Raw genomic sequence first — 21,729 nt, 5'->3', positions numbered from 1 at the left:
TTAATCTCCTAACATGTTAATATAACAATTTTCATATTGATCAGCGATAACTTTAGATGAAAATCGCTCTTTAACATCTTGTATCATAGCTTGTTGCATTTTGTTATACAATTCGCTATCAGTTAATAAATCAATCGCTCGTTTACTTGCTAAGTCAGTATCACCAACGTCTACAGTATATCCTGTAATACCATCTTTGATTACTTCTTTTATACCGCCAGCATTTGTCCCTATAGGTAAAACACCAGTAAGCATAGCTTCTAGTAGTACGAGACCAAAACTTTCTTTTTCACTTAATAGAAGTGTAATATCAGACATTTGATAGAATGTGTTCACTTTATCTTGTTTACCTAAAAACAGTACATTATCTTCTATGCCCAATGATTTTATTTGCTCTTTAGCATCCTGAAGTTCCGGACCGTCACCGATTAAAAGTAACTTTGATTTAATTTCTTTATTTATTTTAGAAAATGTTTCTACGACATCATGCACTCGTTTTACTTTTCTAAAGTTTGATACGAATGTAATCACTTTTTCATCTTCTTTAATGCCATATTTAGATTTTAATTCTTTATTGTAAACTTGGGGGAAACTGTCTTCTTGAACGAAATTATAAATTGTTTTGATTTCTTTATCTGGTTGTATAATTTCATAAGTTTCCTTTTTCAAGCTGTTACTAACACTTGTAACGACATCACTTTTCTCAATGCCAAATCGGATCGCGCTTTGTAAAGAAGTGTCATATCCTAATACAGTTATATCAGTACCATGTAATGTCGTCATAATCTTAACATCTTTACCAGAAATTTGTCTTGCTAATATTCCACATATAGCGTGTGGTACAGCGTAATGCATATGTAAAATGTCTAAATCATAATCATTGATAACGTCTGCAATTTTAGCGCTTAATGTTATGTCATATGGAGGATATTGAAATACTGAATACTGATTAACATCAACTTGGTGAAAAGTCACGTTTGGCACAGGTTCTTTCATCCTAAAGGGCATATTAGAAGTGATAAAATGTATTTCGTGTCCTCTTTTAGCCATTTCTAACCCTAATTCTGTGGCTACTATGCCAGAACCACCCATAGAAGGATAGCAAGTTATCCCTATTTTCATGTTAATCCTCCTTACTATTTTCATCTATGCGTTCAAAACGATCTTTATCTCTCGTATTAAATTTTTGCATTGTATTTTCAAAACTTTGATTTAAATCTATATCTAGAGAGTTAGCAAGACAAATTAAAACAAATAAATTATCTCCTAATTCTGCTTCTATTGTATTATCTTCTTCAGTAGATTTTTTCTTTTTCTCACCATGAGAATGATTAATTTCTCTAGCAAGTTCACCCACTTCTTCAGTCAAACGAGCTAAATTTGCTAATGGAGAAAAATAACCAGTCTTAAACTGAGAAATATATGCATCTACTTCCTTTTGCATTTCATGCATATCCATTGTACTTCCCCCTAATATTTATATTTTGTTATTTTGAGCCCACTTAATAAAATTATAAAGGATTTATATACATAATGACAATGTAATAAACTTGGCATAGTAGAGTTTACCGCAAAATAGCACCGTATAAAGGTATAGAAAAACTTAGATTGAGAAGTGATTTGGATCGTGGATGAATTAAATTGCGGTTGGGTTCTGTTATTGGATTAAGAATGTCGTAAATTCACGAATTGTACTTTTGTTGGATTAACTAAGGCAATAATCCAATTATGAAGTGCACCCCAAAAGTTGAACCAAAAATAAACTTTTTAGTGTGCAATACATTATGATATTAAATACCCGTTAATCCACGGTAGTTATATTTTAATGTAATTTCCATATAAAAAAAGCTAAGACATCATAATGTCTCAGCTTTTTGTTAATTAGTCACCACTACGTGCTATTAGTATAAATCTAGCAAGTTCTGCTACTGCTACTGCAGTTGCTGCTACATATGTCATAGCTGCTGCTGATAATACTTTCTTAGCATGTTTGTATTCTTGTTGATTGACCATATTTAATTTCTCAATTTGTCGCATTGCTCGTTTACTCGCATCAAATTCAACTGGTAATGTAATAATTGTAAATAGTACAGCGAATGACATGAATACGATACCTACCCATAATAGAGTTGTACCAAATGTATTGCTTAATGCCGTTAATACAATACCTGCTAAAATAATGATATACGATAATGAACTTCCAAGGTTTGCAAGTGGTAATAATGCTGTTCTAAATTTTAAGAATGCATATCCATGTGCATGTTGGATTGCGTGTCCTACTTCGTGGGCAGCGATTGCTGTACCAGCTACAGTAGGCTTGTTAAAGTTATCAGGTGATAATACTACTCTCTTCTTAACCGGATCAAAGTGATCTGATAAGAACCCTTCACCTTGCAATACTTGTACATCATGAATACCATTTGCTGCTAAAATTTCTTCAGCAACTTCTCTTCCCGTCTTGCCACTAGTTGAGCGTACTCTAGAATATTTGTTGTAAGTTGATTTTACTTTATATTGGAAGTACATAGGGACAATCATAATGATTATGAAATATATAATAAATGAAAACAAATAACTTCCTCCTTTTTATCCCTCTTAAATTATATATTACGGAGTGAAGACCTTCACGTCAAATGTTTTGACCCTAATTTAAATGTTTTTTGTAAATATATTAATAGTAAGAATGGAATAATACTTAACCAGAAAGCTAAATATCCTATGTGTGCCTCGTATTGGCTCAACATACTATAAACTGGATATTGATGATATACATAATCTATCACATCATTATGGAAAACCCATATCATTGTAACGACAATATGCCATGTTTTGATTTCAAATAATGGATAGAACATAAATGCTTGTACAACCATAATGCCATGAGAAACCATTAACATGAGCGCCATTGGAACAAGTTGCTCATAATGTATCATCACAAATAAATTCATAAGTACTGCCCATGCTCCGTATTTAATTAAAGTAATAAATGCTAAACATTCAAAAAGTCCTAAATGACGACTAAAATATATGGCTGCTATAGCTATTATTAGGAAGAATGTTGCTGTTGGGCTGTCTGGTACAAATGGCAAAAAGTACCATTTTGTCTCAGCAAGTTGACCACCATACCATATGTATCCGTAAACAGTGCCTAGTAGATTGGCTATAAAAAATGTGGCAAGCATTGGTTTTTGGCCCATTACGTATTTCCAAAATGCCATTTAAATTCTCCTTTGAAAAAAGAGGCTGGGACATTATAATGTCTCAGCCTGATTTATTATATTGGCAGTAGCTGACTGGTCTGAAAATGCGCTTTTATCAAGCTTTATTTCAATTAGAGTCATACTTGCCGGGGTGGGACTAAGAAATCTTTTTAGTAAAATAAGATTTTTGTCCCTATCCCTTTAAATTATTATTTTTTCAATTCTTTACCGTTAGAGTCTGTTTCATGTAAATCTGCAACATATTTTGAAACTTTATCTATTTCTTCTTTAGAAAGGGTATCTTTAAAGCTAGGCATTTTACCAGCCCCTTTTTCGACGAAACCTTTTACGCCCTCTTCAGGTAGTTTAGATTCAACTAGGTTTGGACCTTGCCCACCGGTCAACTCACCACCATGACAACTTGTACAGTTTGACTTGATGATGTCCGTATATACAGGGTCAGATTTATCTAAGTTTGAGAATACAATTTGACCTTGCTTAGCTTGTTGTTTCCAGTCATGGTAATAACTAGATTCCCAAGTAGTGTAGAACAAAATAGCAACTGCTAATAACATAAATCCAGATGCAAATGGTCTCTTTGTCCATTTACGTTCAGGGCCTCTATCTAACCATGGTGCTAATAGTAATGCACCAAATGCGATACCTGGTAAGACGATAGCACCAAAAGTATTATATGGACCAGATGCAAATGAATATTTAAGTATTTGATATAAGAATAAGAAATACCAGTCTGGTAATGGTGTATAACCAGTATCAGATGGATCCGCCACACGTTCAAGTGGCGATGGATGTGCAACTGTTAAACATAAATAAGCAATTAAGAAAACTGCTCCAGTCATCCATTCTTTAAGTAGAAAGTCAGGCCAGAAACTTTCAGTACGACCTGGAAATTCTGAATAATCTCTATTTAACTTTGGTTTGTCGTATGACTTAATTCTTGAGTCACCAACAAACTTCATCCCTTTACCGCGATGCATGTCGCATGACCTCCTTTTTCATTTATTCACGTTAATTTTATAGTGGACCTGAAATACCTTGTTTTCTGATCATTATAAAGTGTGCTGCCAGTAACGCGAATAGTGCAGCAGGAAGGAAGAATACATGAATCGCAAAGAAACGAGTCAGAGTTTGTGCACCAACTATTTCTGCATCCCCTGCCAGTAATGTTTTAACCCAAGGCCCTATAATAGGGACGGATTCTGCAATTTGTAAACCAACTTTAGTTGCGAATAGTGCTTTCATATCCCATGGTAATAAATAACCAGTAAAACTTAAACCAAGCATTACAAAGAATATTAAGACACCTACAACCCAGTTTAATTCTCTAGGCTGTTTATATGAGCCTGTAAAGAATACACGAAGTGTATGTAAAAACATCATTACTACTACTAGACTAGCCCCCCAATGGTGCATACCACGAACGATAACACCTGCAGCAACATCGTGTTGTAAATAGTAAACTGATTTCCAAGCGTTTACGATATCTGGTACGTAATACATAGTTAAAAACATACCTGATAAAACTTGGATAACTGTAATGAAAAACGTTAATCCACCAAAACAATATACGAAAGCTGAAAAGTGATAAGCAGGGTTAACATGCTCTGGCACTTCATGATCAGCAATATCTCGCCAAATTGGTGTAATATCAAGTCTGTCATCGACCCAATCATAGATTTTATCTATCATTGTTAATCCCTCCTTATTTAGCTAATTCGTTCTCATGTTTATTACCGATTTGAATAATGCCATCTTTCACTTTTACTTCATATTGATCTAATGGTGCTAATGGCGGCGTTCCAGGTACATTCTTACCATTTTTCTCATAACGTCCGTTATGACATGGACAGAAAAATTGATTTGGATTTGAATTGTCACCATTCCACTGAACTGTACATCCTAAATGTTTACAGACTGGTGATAATGCGACAATGTCTTTACCATCCTTGTATACCCAAGCGAATTCGGTAACTTCACTCGTGTACCAAGCATCTTCTTGCTCAAATTTAAAGTCAACTTTAATTGGCTCTTTACCAAGTTCAGACTCTTTTACGCCTGTAGCGATCATATCGCCTTTGCCCTCTGCTTTAAAAACAGGATCAAGCGCAAATCTACCCATAGGTAAAATCATACCAGCAGCCATAAATGACCCAACACCCATTAATGAATAGTTTAAAAATTGGCGTCGTGTGACACGTTGGCTCATTTAGATTCCCCCCTCTATTAATCGTTCTTTTATAACTAGGACAATTTAATTTTAGCCTATTATCTCAAGACGGTCAACGCTTTGTCACAATTTATATTTTTATTTCTTGTGGTTTTATTCACTATTTTTGAGCAAAAAGAAAATAGGCTTAGACAAATTTAATTGCCTAAGCCTAATTCGTTATAATAGTAGGAGTTAAGTGGATTGAAAATGCATTTAAATCAAGCTTTTCACTCCTAGCTATTCTTAGAGGGAAAATTTCTTTCCCAATTGTTTCTATCTATTTCTTATTCCAAGTTTTTATTATAAATTTCATGAAGTTTTTAACTTCGTCTTCTATAAGTGTGCGTTTCATTTCCTCATCTAAGTCGGCCATCGGAATAGTATTAACAGTATATATTTCTTCAGTTTCAATATTTTCTAATTTATCACTTGTTAAAATAATGATATTAGTTAAACCATATTCTTTAAGACTTTGAATGAATGATTGTATATGCTCAGTATGAAAATCACTAGTAAAGAAAGCTGGAGTTAATAATAATCTACCTTTGAATTGCTTTTCAGTTAACATACCGACTAATTGAATCGTTTCACTTTGATCACAAGATGTAATTAATTGATTAGTCATATCTATATTTGAAACAGGGATAACCGCTGTGTCGATATATTCTAAATTATTTTTTAAATCCTTTAAATCTGCATGATTGAATAACATTACCAATTTTCCTCCAACTCATTAATGAATTGTAATATTTTAGTCATTTCCAAAAATGTTTCCTGATCGTTATTATCTAATGCTCGATCAATTTCATTCCTAATTAATTGTTCCCAATGATAAATGCTATATTCTTTTGGGTTATCTTTAGAAAAATTAACATTTTCGTTATCGCTAAATTGATCAAATAACATTTGCAGTAACATTATTCTATTTAGACGATCATCTCTTTGATTTAAATAGAGAATCACATTTAAATGAGACTGATCTAATCTAATATCATGAAAAATCTGTCTGCCATCATCAATGCAAAATTTTTCTTTATAATACATTAGAGATAATTGATTAGATTGTTTAGTACTTATTGATAGAAATCGATCGTCTGTCATTTCTTTCGCAAATGAAATATTTGATAAGTATTTAGGGTTACTCTTAATTAAATTTAAAATCCATACACTTTCAGCATTTTTAAACTCATATTGATATAGAATATATTCAATAAAACGTTGCTTTTCATAAATGAGCCATGTATGTTCCATTGGAATAACCTACTTATTGTAATCTTTCTAATTCTTGGTCCCAGTAAGGATTTTCTGGGTCAATTTTACGAATAGATTCTAGAATGTTTTTAGCAGTGGCAATTTGGCCAATTTCAATTAAGTAATGATAGTAGTCATTTAAGAAATCAATGTTTTGAGTTAAATCCGGATATGCTAAATCATAAAAATGTTGAGCTTCTTTATCACGCTCTTCAATACCAAATGCATAAGCAATATGCCATGCTACTATTGGATCAATGTCATCTTCATCAATATAAGTTAGTAAGTTAATTAAACCTGTAGTATTATCTTTCTCTCGATAATAGTCCGCTAATAAAATAGCAGCTTCTGTATATGATGGATCAACAGTTAGAGCATCTTGTAATAGTAAAGCACCATGTTCATCATTTGTCGTCAACATTAAGCGTGCTGTGTCAGTCATTAATTCTTTGTAATAAGCGTTTAAACGTAGACCTTCTTTACCAATCTCAATCGCTTTTTCATAATCTTTTTCGGATTCATAAATTTGCAGTAGATAATGATAAGCTTGCATGAAGTCAGGATCTTTGTGTAATAGTTTTTCAAGTTGCTTAATCGCTTCTTGTGTCAGTTCATTCTTCTGATAACTAATCGCTTGTTTGAAATAATCTTCCACAGTCATATCCATTTCAGATACATATTCATAATATTTAACTGCTTCTTCATAAGCGCCACTTTGTAAACTGGAATCTGCCATTCTAGCGTAAATAGATATACCGTTTATAATATCTTCGCCTGTTTGAACAATTGATTCATAGTTTCTAATTGCTTTTAAATACTGACCATCATAATAATACATTTCAGCCAGAGCAAATGTAATAACCATATCATCTGGTTCGATTTCTTTTGCTTCTATTAATTTTTCTATACCTACTTCGAATAATCCTTGTTGTTGATATAAGTCAGCTTCAAGCATTAATTTTTCAGTAGAGGTTGGGCTATTAAATAATACTTCATGTGCTCTATCTAACTCATTTTGGTCAATTAGACCTTCTACGTAATATACAAGCACTTCATTTTCATCAGGGTATAGCATATATAATTCTTCAAATATTTTTACACCTTGATCCACAATTCCATATTTGTATAATGTTTCACCAAGCATAAATAGCGCATCGTGATCATCAGATTGTAATACTCTATCTATCTTTTCGTCTAATTGGTTAATATTTTGCATATGAATATCATCTATAACTTTATATACATCTTCCATTTTGTAGGACTCCTTCTAATCATTTATTAGCTGCTTAAGCTTTATAAATGAATCTAATACTTCTTCTTTAGAAACGGCTTCAATTGTAAACGAACCATCGCCCGTTTGTAAAACCATTTGAATAGATTGTCCAATATTTTTTTTGTCTTTTTTCATATATTCAAATATTTTCTCAATATCAACTTGATTTAAAATATTTAATGGATAGCCAAGTTCTTTTAAATAATTTATAAATTTAAAAATACTATCTTCGTTATCGTAAGCAGTAATCTTTTGATTGATAATTTTTTGGAATAGTATACCTATCATGACAGCTTCACCGTGAGCTATTTTAGTCAAATATTCTAAACCATGTCCAAAAGTATGACCTAAGTTTAAATGTTTTCTTACATTGCCTTCAAATTCATCTTGTATAACAATATCTAATTTAGTTTGAATACCCATTTTTAAAAATGCTTCTATGTCTTCTAAGTGTGTTAACTCTTTAATTGAGGGATAAGTAGCCATTAACTTATTAGCTTCTTCTTCGTTATTTAATATAGCGTGTTTAAATATTTCACCATAACCACTTCTAATCTCGGTGTTTGGAAGCGTGTTTAAAAAGTGCAAATCGAATATAACAGCTTTGGGACGATGAAATGCACCGATTAAATTTTTACCAACAGAAGCATTAATGCCTACTTTCCCACCGATAGCAGAATCATGTGCGAGCAATGTTGTTGGCACTTGTATAAAATCAATACCTCTTAGTAGTGTTGCTGCAAGAAAACCTACAAAGTCACCTGTAGCTCCTCCACCAATAGCTATTAATTGAGACTGTCTATTAATATTCATTGAAAGCAACTTTTCACTGATAGATTCAAAATAAGACATTTGTTTACACATTTCTCCACTTATGATCGTTAAATACTTAAGGTTTAGTGAATCTAAATGGTCTTTTAAATAATCTTTATGAAGTTTGTACACATCTTGATCAATCAAAACGATATTTTGTTCATTTGGTTTTAAATATGATGAGAGTTCAGATAATGCATTATCTTTTAGTATGATTGGATAATTATCTTTAGTATAAGTTGTTTCAAATATCATGACATCACCTAGAAATTTAAATTCCAATCACGGTGTTGCTTAATAGCATCTTGTAATTGGTCGATATGATTAGATTGATACTCTTCTGTAATAGCTTTAGCAATTTCGAATGCAATAACATGTTCACAAACAACACTTGCTGCTGGAACGGCACAGCTATCAGAACGTTCGATTGTAGCTTTATAATCTTCTTTAGTTTCAATGTCTACCGAGTTTAATGGTTTGTATAGTGTAGGAATTGGTTTCATAACACCATTTATAACAATAGGCATACCATTAGACATGCCACCTTCTAAACCACCTAAATGATTTGAAAGTCGGTAATATCCCTTTTCTGAATCGTATGCTATTTCATCTTGGATTTCACTACCTGGTTTTTCAGCAGCTTTAAAGCCTTCACCAAAACTTACACCTTTGAAAGCATTTATACTTACAACAGCTTGAGCCAATCTGCCGTCTAGTTTTCTATCGTATTGTACGTAACTACCGATGCCAGCTGGTAAGTTTTCCACTACAACTTCAACTATACCGCCAATAGAATCGCCTTCTTTTTTAGCTGCGTCAATTCTCTCACGCATTTTTTCTGCTACATCATCACTAATACAACGTACATCATTATGATCTATGTTTGCTTTTACTTCATCAAGTGTATATTCATAGTCATCTTTAATGCCGCCAATTTCTATAACGCGTGAATAAATATCAATATCTAATTGTTTTAATAATATTTTAGAAACAGCACCAACAGCAACTCTAGCAGCTGTTTCACGTGCAGATGAACGTTCAAGAACATTTCTTAAATCTCTATGGTTATATTTCATACCACCTACTAAATCTGCATGTCCGGGTCTAGGTTTTGTAATAACACGTTTCATATTTTGAGCTTCTTCTTCAGTTAAAGCGTCTGCTCCCATGATTTTTCTCCAATGTTTAAAGTCATCGTTTGTTACGATAAGTGTAATAGGACTACCTAAAGTATAACCATGTCTTACACCAGAAACAATTTCTACTGAATCTTTCTCAATTTGCATACGACGTCCACGGCCATAACCGCCTTGACGCTTAAACATTTCTTCATTTATTTCATTTACATCGATTTTAAGATTAGCTGGGACACCTTCAATAATGATAGTTAATTGTGGGCCATGTGATTCGCCTGATGTTAAGTAACGCATATTATCTCTCCCTACTGTTAATTAAATATAAAATTAATCATATCATATTTAACGCGTTAAATTAACAAAAAGAAAGGATTAGTTTAACAAAAATTCGTTAAACTAATCCATATATTAATTATTCTTCATAAACCCAATTTTCATTGTTTAATTTATAGTCATTAAGTTCAGACTCATTAAACCATAAGTTAATCTCACGTTCTGCAGATTCATTTGAATCTGAGCCATGTATAATATTTCTACCTAAATCTAAACCGTAATCTCCTCTAATTGTACCTGGATCAGCTTTAGATGGGTTAGTTTCACCTACAAGTGTTCTTGTAACTTCTACAACATTGTTTCCTTCAACAACCATAGCAAAAACAGGTCCTGAAGTAATAAAGCTAACCAATGCGTTAAAGAATGGTTTATCTGTATGTTCTGAATAATGTTCTTTAGCTAATGCTTCATCAGCTTGAAATAACTTTGCAGCAACAAGCTTTAAACCTTTTCTTTCTAATCTAGTAACGATTTCCCCTATAAGATTTCTTTGCACCGCATCTGGTTTAATCATTAAAAAAGTTCTGTCCATATGTAATCCCTACCTTTGTTTTATGTAAATCCAAGATAAGTTTATCACTGTGGGACTCCACTTGCAACCGCTTTCTAGTGGTTTCTGTTACCTATTTTTTTAATAATTTCAGCTAGCATTTTTTGGCCGGATTCATTTTCGAGAGAACTGATTAGTTTTTCCGCTTTTTTCAAGTAGTTATTACTCACTTCTTTAGACTTTTGTAATTCTTCAGATTCAATAACTTCTTGTATAACAGCGTTAAATACTTCATCAGAACTATCTATACTTAGTTGCTGTATTTTATCTTTGAACTGTTTAGAATTTTTCATTCTAAGTAATACTGGTAAAGTTAAATGTCCATTTCTTAAATCTGATCCTACTGGCTTACCAAGCTTCTTTTCAGTGCTTGTGAAATCTAAAATATCATCTATAATTTGATAACTCATACCAATATAATACCCAATTTTACCAAGCTTTTGAGCTGTCTCGTCACTTGTTCGAGCACTATAAGCACCTAGTTCAGTTGATAATGAAATTAAAAGTGCCGTTTTTCGTTTTATTCGCCTTAAATAGTTTGTAATAGATTGATCAGCAACAAATTGGTCTTCAAATTGGAATAACTCGCCACGGCATACTTCTATTATACCTTTAGCTAATTGCTCGTGTAATTTTTCGTGTTCTATTGTACTCACGACATTTAAGGACTGAGATAATAAATAATTTCCTGTAAGGACAGCGGTCTGGGTATCCCACTTCTTTGCAATGGTATATTTACCTCTCCGTTTATCACTTTTATCAATTACATCATCATGAACTAAACTAGCCATATGTATTAATTCAAGTGTCGTAGCGACTGCTCTAACATCTTTTGACCCACTATCACCAAATTGACTAGCAATAAGCGTGAAAAGTGGTCTAATACGTTTACCCCCAGAAGATAATAAATATTGGCAAGCTTCATTAACAGTACTTTGCTCACTATTAATATAACTGTTAAGAAGCTTTTCTACTTCTTTTACTTCTTTATTTAAGTTTATCTTTGTTTTGTCATACATGTGATCACCTTTTTATTTAGGTTTATAAGCTAAATGCATAGCCGCTACGCCACCAGTAAATCCTTTATATTTAATTCTTTCATAACCAACATCTGCAAACATTTGAGCAAGTTCTTTTTTACCTGGGAAGTTTTGAGTTGATTCTTGAAGCCAATTGTACTCTTGTAAAGATTTTGCAAATAATTTGCCGAATAATGGCATGATGTTTTTGAAATAAAAACTATATAATTGTTTGAATACTGGTATAGTTGGTTGACTCGTTTCTAAACATACTACCATACCGCCTGGTTTAACAACACGTTTTAATTCGTTTAATACATGCTTGTAGTCTGGTACATTTCGCAAACCAAAACCAATTGTCACATAATCGAATTCATCGTCTTCAAAAGGTAGATTCATTGCATCGCCATGTATTAAATGGATATTAGCCATATTTTCGGTTTTCTTTTTACCAACTTCTAACATATTTTCGCTGAAATCTAATCCTACTACTTCTCCATATGGGCCAACTGCGTGACTTAATTGAATTGACCAATCAGCAGTTCCACAACAAACATCTAGAGCTTTGCTGCCAGGTTTAACGTTCATTTCTTTCATAACGTATTTACGCCATCTTTTATGTTGTTCAAAGCTTATAATATTATTTAAAGTATCATATTTTCCAGATATATTTTGAAAAACGTGATGTACGTGTTCTGATTTAGATTTATTGTCCACTATTTATTCAGTCCTTTGGTTTCTTTTATAATAGTATGCGTATATCTCTTCTTTTATAGATTCTCTATCTAATTCAATATCAAAGTAGTCTAATAAAGTTAAAATAAATATAGATTCAATTTCTTTTAGAGAATCAATATTATTTTGAGACTTGCTATCTATAAGAGTTTGTTTTAGTTCGTTTTGTTTACTAATTGCTTTAGTCATAATATCTAAAAATTGCAAATCTCTATGTAATGTAGCACATTTGTAAAAGTACGCACTTACAAGATCTCCGATTAGAATATCTTGATTGGATACACCAGGCTCTCCAATTCTATTTAAAAAGCGCATTGAGGCATCTATAGATATTGTAGCAAGCTTAGCATTTATATCAATATTAATATCATTTAATATATTTGCTATTATTGGATTGACTACTGGTATACGACTATTATTAACGCCTTTTAACAATTCAGCAACTTCTTTATTATAAATTTTTTCTATATTATCCATCTTATCACCTCAACATTATCACCTATATATCTTAACACTAACTTTATTGAAATGAAAATGCATATATTCAAAGAAATAAAAGAAATAAGACAAATAAAAAAAGCCCTTAAAAAGGGCTTAGATACAATTCATTATTTAACTGCATCTTTTAATGCTTTACCTGCTTTAAAAGCTGGAACTTTGCTTGCAGGGATATCAATTTCTTTACCAGTCTGAGGGTTACGTCCTTTACGAGCAGCTCTTTCGCGTACTTCAAAGTTACCGAAACCAATTAATTGTACTTTCTCACCATCTGATAAAGATTTTTGAATTGATTCGAACACTGCATCTACAGCAAGACCAGCTTCTTTTTTAGTTAAATTAGCTTTCTCACTTACTGAATTGATTAATTCTGTTTTGTTCATTTCAAATTCACCTCCCAAAAGGTTATCTAATGATATGTATAATACCATTATGATAAGACTTTAACACAACAACCTGTGTCACTGCAACGATTTACAAGCTATAAATGCACTATTTTTCGAATTTTATTAATAATTTTTCACTTTTGATTTAAAAACGGGTTCTTTATCACTATTTATTGTAAATTCGGGCGAATAAGCTGGTAGTACTGGCGAATCTTCATACAATAATTTTCTGATGTCCGTTCCTGGTTTTGGGAGGTCTTTTCGTTTTTTAATTTCTTTAGATAAATCTAGCCTATAATCAATAATAAAATCATTTCCGCCATTCATATATACTGGTAATCTTTCATTGCTATATGGGCTTGGTACAGTTGGTTTCTTTTTAAAACCATACTTCTTATAATCAATTTCATAAACATTTGGTGCTACTTTATCACCTAACTGAAGTGGTTCACCGCTAGCATCTATGCGTATTCTAATATCTTTTAATACTTCGGAAGTTCTTAAATCGATTAAATAAACAGTAGGATCTTTATCTACATCCATAATGACGTATTGATAAATACCACCATTCTCAAAAGAATTACCTGGTAATTGAGATATAAATTTAGGTTTTAATTTATTGAAGTCAACTGGATGTTGTAGGTAAATCGAGTAGCTATCATCTCTTTCTTTGATAGGTAATAAACCATCATTGGCTTTTTGATATTCATCTACAGCCGTTTGGACGATGCTTAATTGATCTTTAGCAGGAACTTGATTTTCTGCCTTTTCTTTATCAGGAAAAGCACATGCTGATAACAACAACACACAAGTAAATAATAATATGTAAATACGCTTTTGTTTATCCATGGCTTGACCCACCTAAAACGACAATCATTAAGACGCCTGCCAATATAAGTGATATTACCGCTAGAAACATCGTAATACCACTTATGATTCTATTACTAAATTTAAACCTTGATAAATATACAAGTACTATTGCTAATATCATAAATCCAATTGAATAAAAAGATACCCACATTAAATCCATTCTTGAAATATCAAACATTTCACTACCCCACTTGCTTAAATATTCTCAGACTTCTTATCTCGTTCCATCAAATCTCTAACCCCATCTGGTACAGGATAATCTTCGAATAATACTTTATATAGACTTGATGTAATTGGCATTTCAACGTCATACTTTTGAGCAAGATGATAAGCAGCTTTAGTTGTACGAACACCTTCTACTACCATGTTCATTTCTTCTAAAGCTTCATCTAAAGTTGCTCCTTGACCCAGCATATTTCCACATTTCCAGTTTCTAGAATGTACAGAAGTACATGTAACGATTAAATCACCGATACCACCTAATCCTAAGAAGGTCATAGGATCTGCGCCCATTTTAACGCCTAATCGTGTGATTTCTGCTAATCCTCTTGTTATAAGTGCTGCTTTTGCATTATCGCCATAGCCTATTCCATCAGTTATACCTGAAGCCAGTGCGATTATATTTTTTAAAGCCCCACCAATTTCAATTCCAACTAAATCGTTGTTCGTATAAACTCGGAAATAATCAGTCATAAATAGATCTTGAGCTAGTCTCGCTACTTCTTGATTTTCAGAAGATACAGATACTGTAGTAGGATGTTTAATTGCAACTTCTTCTGCGTGACTTGGTCCAGATAGTACAGCGATACCACCGTTAATTTTGCTGTCTATTGATTCATATATCATCTCAGATATTCTCTTGAATGTATCAGGTTCAATTCCTTTAGATACATGAATAAAGATTTTCTTTCCATATGCAATATCGTTAATATTTGTAGAAACTTCTCGTATCGCTTTTGTAGGTACAGCGATTATATAAATTGATGAATGATGTACAGCATCCTTTAAGTCCATCGTAGATTTAATGGATTCATTAATTGATATATCTTTTAAATATTTATGATTGCTGTGTTCTTTATTTATTTCGTTTACAGTTTTTTCAGTTTTGCCCCACATTAGTACGTTGTGATTATTATCTGCTAAAACGTTAGCTAAAGCAGTTCCCCAACTTCCAGTACCAAATACAGTAATATTTGACATAGTTATCCATCCTTTTTCTTTAGTTTCTTTTTCTTGAAATTAAGTGGATAGGTGTTCCCTCATATCCAAAAGCATCTCTAATTCGATTCTCTAAAAATCGTTTATAAGAGAAATGCATTAATTCAACATCGTTAACAAAAATAACGAATGTTGGAGGTTGTATAGCAACTTGTGTCGCATAGAATATATTCAATCTTCTACCATTATCAGTTGGTGTAGGATTCATTGCAACAGCGTCTGTAATAACCTCATTAAGTGTCGAACTTTGTACACGTTTACGATGATTTTCATCAGCCATTTGTATGAATGGGAATAATGTTCTTAGTCTAGATTTCTCTAGAGCTGATACGAAAGCTATTGGTGCATAATCTAAGAATTGGAAGTTATCTCTAACTTTCTTTTCGAATTTCTTCATAGTATTTGAATCTTTTTCTACTGTATCCCATTTATTAACTACTATTACAATTGCTTTACCAGCTTCATGTGCATAACCAGCTACTTTTTTATCTTGTTCGATTATGCCTTCTTCAGCATCAATTACAACGAGTACTACATTAGATCTTTCTATTGCTTTTAATGCTCTTAATACTGAATATTTTTCAGTGCTTTCATATACTTTACCTTTTTTCCTCATTCCTGCTGTATCAATTAATACATATTCTTGATCTTCATAATTGTATACAGTATCGATAGCATCTCTAGTTGTACCAGCGATTGGCGAAACGATAACACGTTCTTCACCTAGAATCGCATTGATTAAACTTGATTTGCCAACATTAGGACGACCAATTAAAGATAATTTAATTGTTTCATCATCATATTCAGGGTCTTGTTCAGTTGGGAAGTGTTTAGCCGCTTCATCCAACAAATCACCTAAACCTAATCCATGGGAGCCTGATATCGGGAAAGGTTCTCCAAATCCTAATGAATAGAAGTCATATATTTCACTTCTCATCTCAGGGTTATCAATCTTGTTCACTGCTAATACAACTGGTTTATTAGACTTATACAAAATTTTAGCAACCATTTCATCAGCTTGAGTGACACCTTCTCTACCATTTACCATAAAGATGATGACATCCGCTTCATCAATTGCTACTTCTGCCTGTGCAGTTATTTGTTTTTGGAAAGGTTCATCACCTAAATCTATTCCACCAGTATCTATTAAGTTAAAGTCATGTGTTAACCATTCACCACTAGAATAAATTCTATCTCTTGTGATACCTGGCGTATCTTCAACTATTGATACTCTTTCACCAATAATTCTATTAAAAATTGTAGATTTCCCTACGTTAGGTTTCCCTACAATCGCTATAATGGGTTTTGTCATAAACCGTCTTCCTCTCATTCATAATCCTTTTTATTTTAACATATCATCGCTATTTAGCCTATGAAATATAAAAAGAGCTTTAATTTAATAATTTATCATATCATGTAATGTTGTAAAAAATAAAAACGACTGCTAATAAAGGTCTACTTCCTCTAATAGCAGTCTCATGTCATATCCTATAATTTTATAGTTTGAAATTCTTTAACTTGTCTCCGAAAACATCACCTAATGTAGGGTTATCTTCATCTGAATCTGATTGATTTAAATATGATTCATCATAGTCAGTTTCTTGTTCGATTGTATCTTTAATAGATAATGAAATTCTTTCTTCGTCTTTATCTATACCTAAGATTTTCACTTGAACGTTTTGACCTTTTTCTAATACTTCCTCAGGATTGCCAATGTGTTCGTGGCTAATTTGAGATATGTGAACTAAACCTTGTAATCCAGCAGCAATTTCAACAAAAGCACCAAATTGAGCTAAACGCACAACTTTACCTGGTACAATATCGCCTACATTAAATTCTGATTCGATTTGTTCGAATGGACTTGGTAAAGTATCTTTAATTGAAAGCGAGATTCTTTCCGCTTCACGATCAACAGCTCTTACTTTAACTTTTACATTATCTCCAACTTGAACGACTTCATCAGGCGTTTTAACATGATTATGTGATAATTCAGAAACGTGCACTAATCCATCTACTCCACCTAAGTCAATAAACGCACCGAAGTTAGCAATTCTAGCAACTCTTCCTTCTAGAATGTCTCCTTGAGAAAGATTGTCTAATAACGCTTCTTTCTTAACGTCTAATGATTCTTGTTCCACTTTCTTGTGGCTTAGAATCACTCTGTTATTAGTTTGATCAAGTTCTTCTACTTTTAATGTTAAGACTTTTCCTAAATAGTCAGAGAAGTCTTCGATATAATGAACAGAAATTAAAGAAGCAGGTATGAAACCTCTTATACCAGCATCTACTACTAGTCCACCTTTAACTACTTCTGTTACTTCAGCCTCAATTGTTTCATCATTTTCTTGGATTTTTTGAAGTTTGTCATATGATAAATTTTCATCTAGTTTACGCTTAGATAATATATAATGACCGCTTTCTTCGTTTTGTTCAATTTTAGTTACGAAAGCTTCGATTTCATCACCAATATTGACGACTTCATTAGCTGTTTCGATGTGTTGAGTTGACAGTTGGCTTATTGGAATGATGCCATCAAATTTACCACCATCAATGTGTACAACTACATGTTTGTCTTCAATTTGTTGCACCGTACCTTTTACTTTGTCACCTTCTTGCACTTCATTTATCATGGATTCGTTGAATTCTTCCGTCATCAAAATTGCCTCCTTAAAATAAATATCTTAATATTAACTTCTTATAAAGAAGCTAAATTGTCAAGAAATTCGTACTATTTACACCATTTTGACTTTTGCCAAATTTACAATTTCATTTGTCACTTCGTCAATGGATAAACCTGTTGTATCAATACTTATTGCATCTTCCGCTTTCACAAGCGGTGAGATTTCACGATTCATATCAAATTGATCTCTTCTCTCAATGTCAATTTTTAAACTTTCTAAATCTGATTCAATGCCTCTTAGTTCATTATCTTTTAATCTTCTTAAGGCACGTTCTTCTACAGATGCTATCATGTATACTTTTAACTCTGCATCCGGTAATACTGTTGTTCCTACATCTCTACCGTCCATCACAACATTTTTTTCTTGAGCTAACTTTTGTTGTTCCTCTACTAAAAATGTTCTAACAGGTTCTTGTGAAGCTACATGAGAAACTTTTTCTGTAACATCATTCTCTCTAATTCTTTCTGATACATCAACATCGTTTAAAATGACACGCTGACCATTTTGTAAAACAATTCTTAAATCGATGTTTTGAACAAGCTGGCTAAAATCTTCTGTCTCTTGTTCGATATAATAAAGCGTAATTGCTCTATACATAGCACCAGTATCTATATAAATCATATTGAAATGCTGTGCTACTAATTTAGCAATGGTGCTTTTTCCAGCAGCTGCTGGTCCATCTATAGCTATATTTATTTTACTCATTTCCTTAACCTCTCTTGTTCTTTAATCTTATATATTTTATCATAAATTATAAACTTATGAACAGGAGGAAAGATATGAAGCGAATTTTAGTAATTCATACTGGTGGAACAATTAGCATGTCAGAAGATAAAGATACAGGTAAAGTCGAAACAAACGAAGAGCATCCAATGCATAGGCATCAAGCTTTTATACAATCACTTGGAGACATAGAAGAGATTAATCCTTTCCAAGTTCCTTCTCCACATATGAACAATGATTATATCATCATTTTAAAAAATATTATTACTGATGCTATCGAAAAAGATGCATATGATGCTTTTGTTATTACGCACGGTACAGATACTTTGGAAGAAACAGCATATTTGTTAGATTTAACAATAGATACATCATTACCAATTATTTTAACTGGTGCGATGAGATCTTCAAATGAAATTGGTTCTGACGGATTATATAATTATGTTTCAGCATTAAAAGTAGCTTCAGAAGACGAAGCGCGTAATAAAGGTGTCATGGTCGTCTTTAATGACGAAATTCATACAGCTAAAAATGTTACAAAAACGCATACGTCAAATACGAGTACTTTCCAAAGTCCTAACTATGGACCAATCGGTAGTGTAACTAAGACACATGTTATATTTCATCATCAACCTTTTCCTTATAAGAAATACCCTGAAATTAACCCAAATACCAAAATCGGCTTAATCAAAGCACATATGGACATATCTAGTGATATATTTAATTTCTTTGTAGAACATCAATACAATGGTTTAGTTGTTGAAGCGCTCGGACAAGGTAATTTACCCCCAACTGCTCTAGATGGCTTACATAAGTTAATGGATGCGCATATACCAGTAGTAGTCGTATCTCGTTCCTTTAACGGAATAGTAGATGGTATATATGCATATGAAGGCGGAGGTTCACAACTTCAAAATATGGGCTTAATTTTCTCAAACGGCTTAAATGGTCAAAAAGCACGATTAAAATTGTTAGTCGGTTTAAGTAATCATTTAAATAAAGAACAATTGAAAACATATTTCGCGTAAAATAAAAAATCCTTTTTATGAGTGTATTACTCACAAAAAGGATTTTGTTTTATGATTCCAGTGGTGTTTGCTTTTTTCTAGCTATTTCTTGTGCGATTGTACCACCATGATATTTACCATTTTCAATAAAGATTGTGTTGGCATCATTACCAGCTGCTATTACACCAGCTATAAATAGATTTTCAACATTTGATTCCATGGTATCTTTATTGTATGAAGGCGCTGTGCCATATTCATTAGTTATTGTATCAATACCACATGATTCTAAGAACTTATAATCTGGGTGGTAACCAATCATTGCAAATACAAAATCGTTCTTAATTGTATATGATTTACCATCTTGATTATACGTTAAAGTCTCTTCGTCAATGTGCTCAACTTCACTGTTGAAATGCATTGTAATCTTTTCGTGATTTACCAATGATTCAAAGTTAGGTAAAATCCAAGGTTTTATACTTTTAGAGTATTCTGATCCACGATAAATTACTGTTACATTTGCACCCGCTTTTTCTAACTCGATAGCAGCATCTACTGCAGAGTTTTTGCCGCCTACGATTACAACGTCTTGATTAAAGTACGGATGTGCTTCTTTAAAGTAATGCATAACTTTATCTAACTCTTGGCCTTCTACATCTAATTCATTATGCTGACCATAATATCCTGTTGCTACAGTTAAAAATCTAACTTTATAAGTTTGTTTAGTTGTTGATACTAAAAATCGATTATCAACTTTTTTTACAGTTAATACTTCTTCGAATGTTCTTACATCTAATTGATGATGTTTAACCACTTCTCTGTAATAAACAAGTGCTTGGTTTCTTTTAGGTTTTAAGTCTTCAACGATAAAAGGTACATCACCGATACCAAGTTTTTCACTTGATGAAAAGAATGTCTGATGCGTAGGGTAATGATATATAGCATCTACAACGTTCCCTTTTTCAATTACTACAGCGTTTATACCTTGACGTTTTTGTTCAATGGCTGCACTTAAGCCACATGGTCCACCACCAATTATTAGGCTTTCAAATTCTTGCATTTATTTCACTCCTTATAATATACCTTGATAATTATATCAATAAAGAGCTATAAATAAAATAAAATGAGCCCAAGACATAAATAATTGTCCTGGGCTCTATTTTTCTTAGTCTTCAGTTACATCTAGAACTTTGAATCCGTTTCTAGATAAATACTTAATGAATTTTTTAATGTTATCTGTCTTTTCAACTTTAATAATCATACGACGATACATTTTGTCTGTTTCATCAAATGTTACAAATGAAATAGTGTTTAATTTATATTTTGCAATAATATTAGATAGTCGCTTAATTCTACCTTCAGCATCCACTGAAGTAATCGCAATTCTTACCCCTTTTTGCTTCATACCGAATGCTGACTTAAATTGTTCCATTACATCATATCTTGTCACAATTCCAAGGAAGTCTTTATCATCGTTAACTACAGCAATAATCGGAAAATCTTGCAAGTTCAACAATGCTTCTTCAACGACTAAGTTTTCATTAAGTGAATGCAAGTCAATCGTCAGTATATCTTCAATTATTGTATCATCAATGAAATTATCTCTTGATACATTTTCCTTTTTAAAAAAGTAATGTCTAAAAATACTGTAACGTGTAATCATCCCGATATACTTGCCATGTTCAACAACTGGTAAACCGTCGATACCATGATGTTCTAACTTATCTAATGCTGAATGAATCGTATCTTTTGGATGTGCGATGTAACATTTTTCTTTAGGTATCATAATATTTGATAAATACATAATTCCAT

The 21,729-nt window shown here is 32.5% G+C and carries 26 protein-coding genes; 1 reads left to right on the top strand and 25 read right to left on the bottom strand.

Annotated elements, in window-relative coordinates:
- The 23 genes from bshA to cmk all read right to left on the bottom strand — a co-directional run bounded on the left by bshA (position 1) and on the right by cmk (position 18,898).
- Positions 1-1,122 carry an N-acetyl-alpha-D-glucosaminyl L-malate synthase BshA gene (gene bshA, locus LQ682_RS11775; protein ID WP_103269579.1) on the bottom strand — a complete coding sequence of 374 codons (1,122 nt, stop codon included), beginning with the start codon at positions 1,120-1,122 and terminating at the stop codon, positions 1-3.
- A gap of 1 nt (position 1,123) precedes the next feature.
- Positions 1,124-1,459: a nucleotide pyrophosphohydrolase gene (locus LQ682_RS11770; protein ID WP_016999972.1), complete on the bottom strand. Its 336-nt coding sequence runs from the start codon at positions 1,457-1,459 to the stop codon at positions 1,124-1,126.
- A gap of 422 nt (positions 1,460-1,881) precedes the next feature.
- Positions 1,882-2,571, bottom strand: a complete 690-nt coding sequence (locus tag LQ682_RS11765; protein ID WP_016999973.1) for a zinc metallopeptidase — start codon at positions 2,569-2,571, stop codon at positions 1,882-1,884.
- Between the two features lie 53 nt (positions 2,572-2,624).
- Positions 2,625-3,218 (bottom strand): DUF1405 domain-containing protein, encoded by a 594-nt coding sequence (locus LQ682_RS11760; RefSeq protein WP_103269578.1) that lies wholly within the window; start codon positions 3,216-3,218, stop codon positions 2,625-2,627.
- Between the two features lie 191 nt (positions 3,219-3,409).
- A complete protein-coding gene (locus LQ682_RS11755) occupies positions 3,410-4,198 on the bottom strand; it encodes a menaquinol-cytochrome c reductase cytochrome b/c subunit (protein ID WP_064204570.1) in 789 nt (262 codons plus the stop codon).
- 37 nt (positions 4,199-4,235) lie between these two features.
- Positions 4,236-4,910: a menaquinol-cytochrome c reductase cytochrome b subunit gene (qcrB, locus tag LQ682_RS11750; protein WP_016912349.1), complete on the bottom strand. Its 675-nt coding sequence runs from the start codon at positions 4,908-4,910 to the stop codon at positions 4,236-4,238.
- A 13-nt stretch (positions 4,911-4,923) separates the two neighbouring features.
- Positions 4,924-5,427: a Rieske (2Fe-2S) protein gene (locus LQ682_RS11745; RefSeq protein WP_016999977.1), complete on the bottom strand. Its 504-nt coding sequence runs from the start codon at positions 5,425-5,427 to the stop codon at positions 4,924-4,926.
- Between the two features lie 280 nt (positions 5,428-5,707).
- The gene (locus tag LQ682_RS11740) at positions 5,708-6,142 is read right to left on the bottom strand and encodes a DUF2487 family protein (protein WP_103269577.1); all 435 of its coding nucleotides are present in this window, start codon (positions 6,140-6,142) and stop codon (positions 5,708-5,710) included.
- Complete coding sequence (locus LQ682_RS11735) at positions 6,142-6,681, bottom strand: YpiB family protein (protein WP_103269576.1); 540 nt, start codon at positions 6,679-6,681, stop codon at positions 6,142-6,144. The genes LQ682_RS11740 and LQ682_RS11735 overlap by 1 nt, the downstream gene beginning before the upstream one ends.
- 13 nt (positions 6,682-6,694) lie before the next feature.
- Positions 6,695-7,933, bottom strand: a complete 1,239-nt coding sequence (locus LQ682_RS11730; RefSeq protein WP_016999980.1) for a tetratricopeptide repeat protein — start codon at positions 7,931-7,933, stop codon at positions 6,695-6,697.
- Positions 7,934-7,948: 15 nt separating this feature from the next.
- The gene (gene aroB / locus LQ682_RS11725) at positions 7,949-9,022 is read right to left on the bottom strand and encodes a 3-dehydroquinate synthase (RefSeq protein ID WP_016999981.1); all 1,074 of its coding nucleotides are present in this window, start codon (positions 9,020-9,022) and stop codon (positions 7,949-7,951) included.
- Positions 9,023-9,030: 8 nt separating this feature from the next.
- The gene (gene aroC / locus LQ682_RS11720) at positions 9,031-10,197 is read right to left on the bottom strand and encodes a chorismate synthase (protein ID WP_016999982.1); all 1,167 of its coding nucleotides are present in this window, start codon (positions 10,195-10,197) and stop codon (positions 9,031-9,033) included.
- Between the two features lie 118 nt (positions 10,198-10,315).
- Complete coding sequence (gene ndk / locus LQ682_RS11715) at positions 10,316-10,768, bottom strand: nucleoside-diphosphate kinase (RefSeq protein ID WP_103269575.1); 453 nt, start codon at positions 10,766-10,768, stop codon at positions 10,316-10,318.
- Positions 10,769-10,842: 74 nt separating this feature from the next.
- Positions 10,843-11,805 carry a polyprenyl synthetase family protein gene (locus LQ682_RS11710; RefSeq protein WP_103269574.1) on the bottom strand — a complete coding sequence of 321 codons (963 nt, stop codon included), beginning with the start codon at positions 11,803-11,805 and terminating at the stop codon, positions 10,843-10,845.
- Positions 11,806-11,817: 12 nt separating this feature from the next.
- Positions 11,818-12,525 carry a demethylmenaquinone methyltransferase gene (locus tag LQ682_RS11705; RefSeq protein ID WP_026023674.1) on the bottom strand — a complete coding sequence of 236 codons (708 nt, stop codon included), beginning with the start codon at positions 12,523-12,525 and terminating at the stop codon, positions 11,818-11,820.
- Positions 12,526-13,017 (bottom strand): hypothetical protein, encoded by a 492-nt coding sequence (locus LQ682_RS11700; protein WP_016999986.1) that lies wholly within the window; start codon positions 13,015-13,017, stop codon positions 12,526-12,528.
- A gap of 131 nt (positions 13,018-13,148) precedes the next feature.
- A complete protein-coding gene (locus LQ682_RS11695) occupies positions 13,149-13,421 on the bottom strand; it encodes an HU family DNA-binding protein (RefSeq protein ID WP_016912122.1) in 273 nt (90 codons plus the stop codon).
- A gap of 126 nt (positions 13,422-13,547) precedes the next feature.
- The gene (locus LQ682_RS11690) at positions 13,548-14,273 is read right to left on the bottom strand and encodes a hypothetical protein (protein ID WP_016999987.1); all 726 of its coding nucleotides are present in this window, start codon (positions 14,271-14,273) and stop codon (positions 13,548-13,550) included.
- On the bottom strand, positions 14,266-14,472 hold the full coding sequence (locus tag LQ682_RS11685; RefSeq protein WP_016999988.1) for a DUF2768 domain-containing protein: 207 nt from the start codon (positions 14,470-14,472) through the stop codon (positions 14,266-14,268). The genes LQ682_RS11690 and LQ682_RS11685 overlap by 8 nt, the downstream gene beginning before the upstream one ends.
- A gap of 17 nt (positions 14,473-14,489) precedes the next feature.
- Complete coding sequence (locus LQ682_RS11680) at positions 14,490-15,494, bottom strand: NAD(P)H-dependent glycerol-3-phosphate dehydrogenase (RefSeq protein ID WP_016999989.1); 1,005 nt, start codon at positions 15,492-15,494, stop codon at positions 14,490-14,492.
- Between the two features lie 19 nt (positions 15,495-15,513).
- Positions 15,514-16,824 carry a ribosome biogenesis GTPase Der gene (der, locus tag LQ682_RS11675; protein ID WP_016999990.1) on the bottom strand — a complete coding sequence of 437 codons (1,311 nt, stop codon included), beginning with the start codon at positions 16,822-16,824 and terminating at the stop codon, positions 15,514-15,516.
- A gap of 184 nt (positions 16,825-17,008) precedes the next feature.
- The gene (gene rpsA / locus LQ682_RS11670) at positions 17,009-18,166 is read right to left on the bottom strand and encodes a 30S ribosomal protein S1 (RefSeq protein ID WP_016999991.1); all 1,158 of its coding nucleotides are present in this window, start codon (positions 18,164-18,166) and stop codon (positions 17,009-17,011) included.
- 78 nt (positions 18,167-18,244) lie between these two features.
- On the bottom strand, positions 18,245-18,898 hold the full coding sequence (gene cmk, locus LQ682_RS11665) for a (d)CMP kinase (RefSeq protein ID WP_016999992.1): 654 nt from the start codon (positions 18,896-18,898) through the stop codon (positions 18,245-18,247).
- A 74-nt stretch (positions 18,899-18,972) separates the two neighbouring features.
- On the opposite strand from cmk, the gene LQ682_RS11660 reads away from it, so the two are divergent.
- Positions 18,973-19,941 carry an asparaginase gene (locus LQ682_RS11660; RefSeq protein WP_064204563.1) on the top strand — a complete coding sequence of 323 codons (969 nt, stop codon included), beginning with the start codon at positions 18,973-18,975 and terminating at the stop codon, positions 19,939-19,941.
- Between the two features lie 49 nt (positions 19,942-19,990).
- Here the strand turns inward: LQ682_RS11660 and LQ682_RS11655 are convergent, their stop codons facing one another.
- Entirely contained in the window at positions 19,991-20,977 is a 987-nt protein-coding gene (locus LQ682_RS11655; RefSeq protein WP_016999994.1) for a YpdA family putative bacillithiol disulfide reductase, read from the bottom strand.
- A gap of 105 nt (positions 20,978-21,082) precedes the next feature.
- A complete protein-coding gene (locus tag LQ682_RS11650; RefSeq protein ID WP_016999995.1) occupies positions 21,083-21,721 on the bottom strand; it encodes a CBS domain-containing protein in 639 nt (212 codons plus the stop codon).
- Positions 21,722-21,729 lie beyond the last annotated feature (8 nt).

Source organism: Mammaliicoccus sp. A-M4 (assembly GCF_022386955.1).
Lineage (GTDB): Bacteria > Bacillota > Bacilli > Staphylococcales > Staphylococcaceae > Mammaliicoccus > Mammaliicoccus lentus.
The sequence above is the reverse complement of the archived record's forward strand: the minus strand, read 5'-3'. Positions and strand labels throughout refer to the sequence as shown.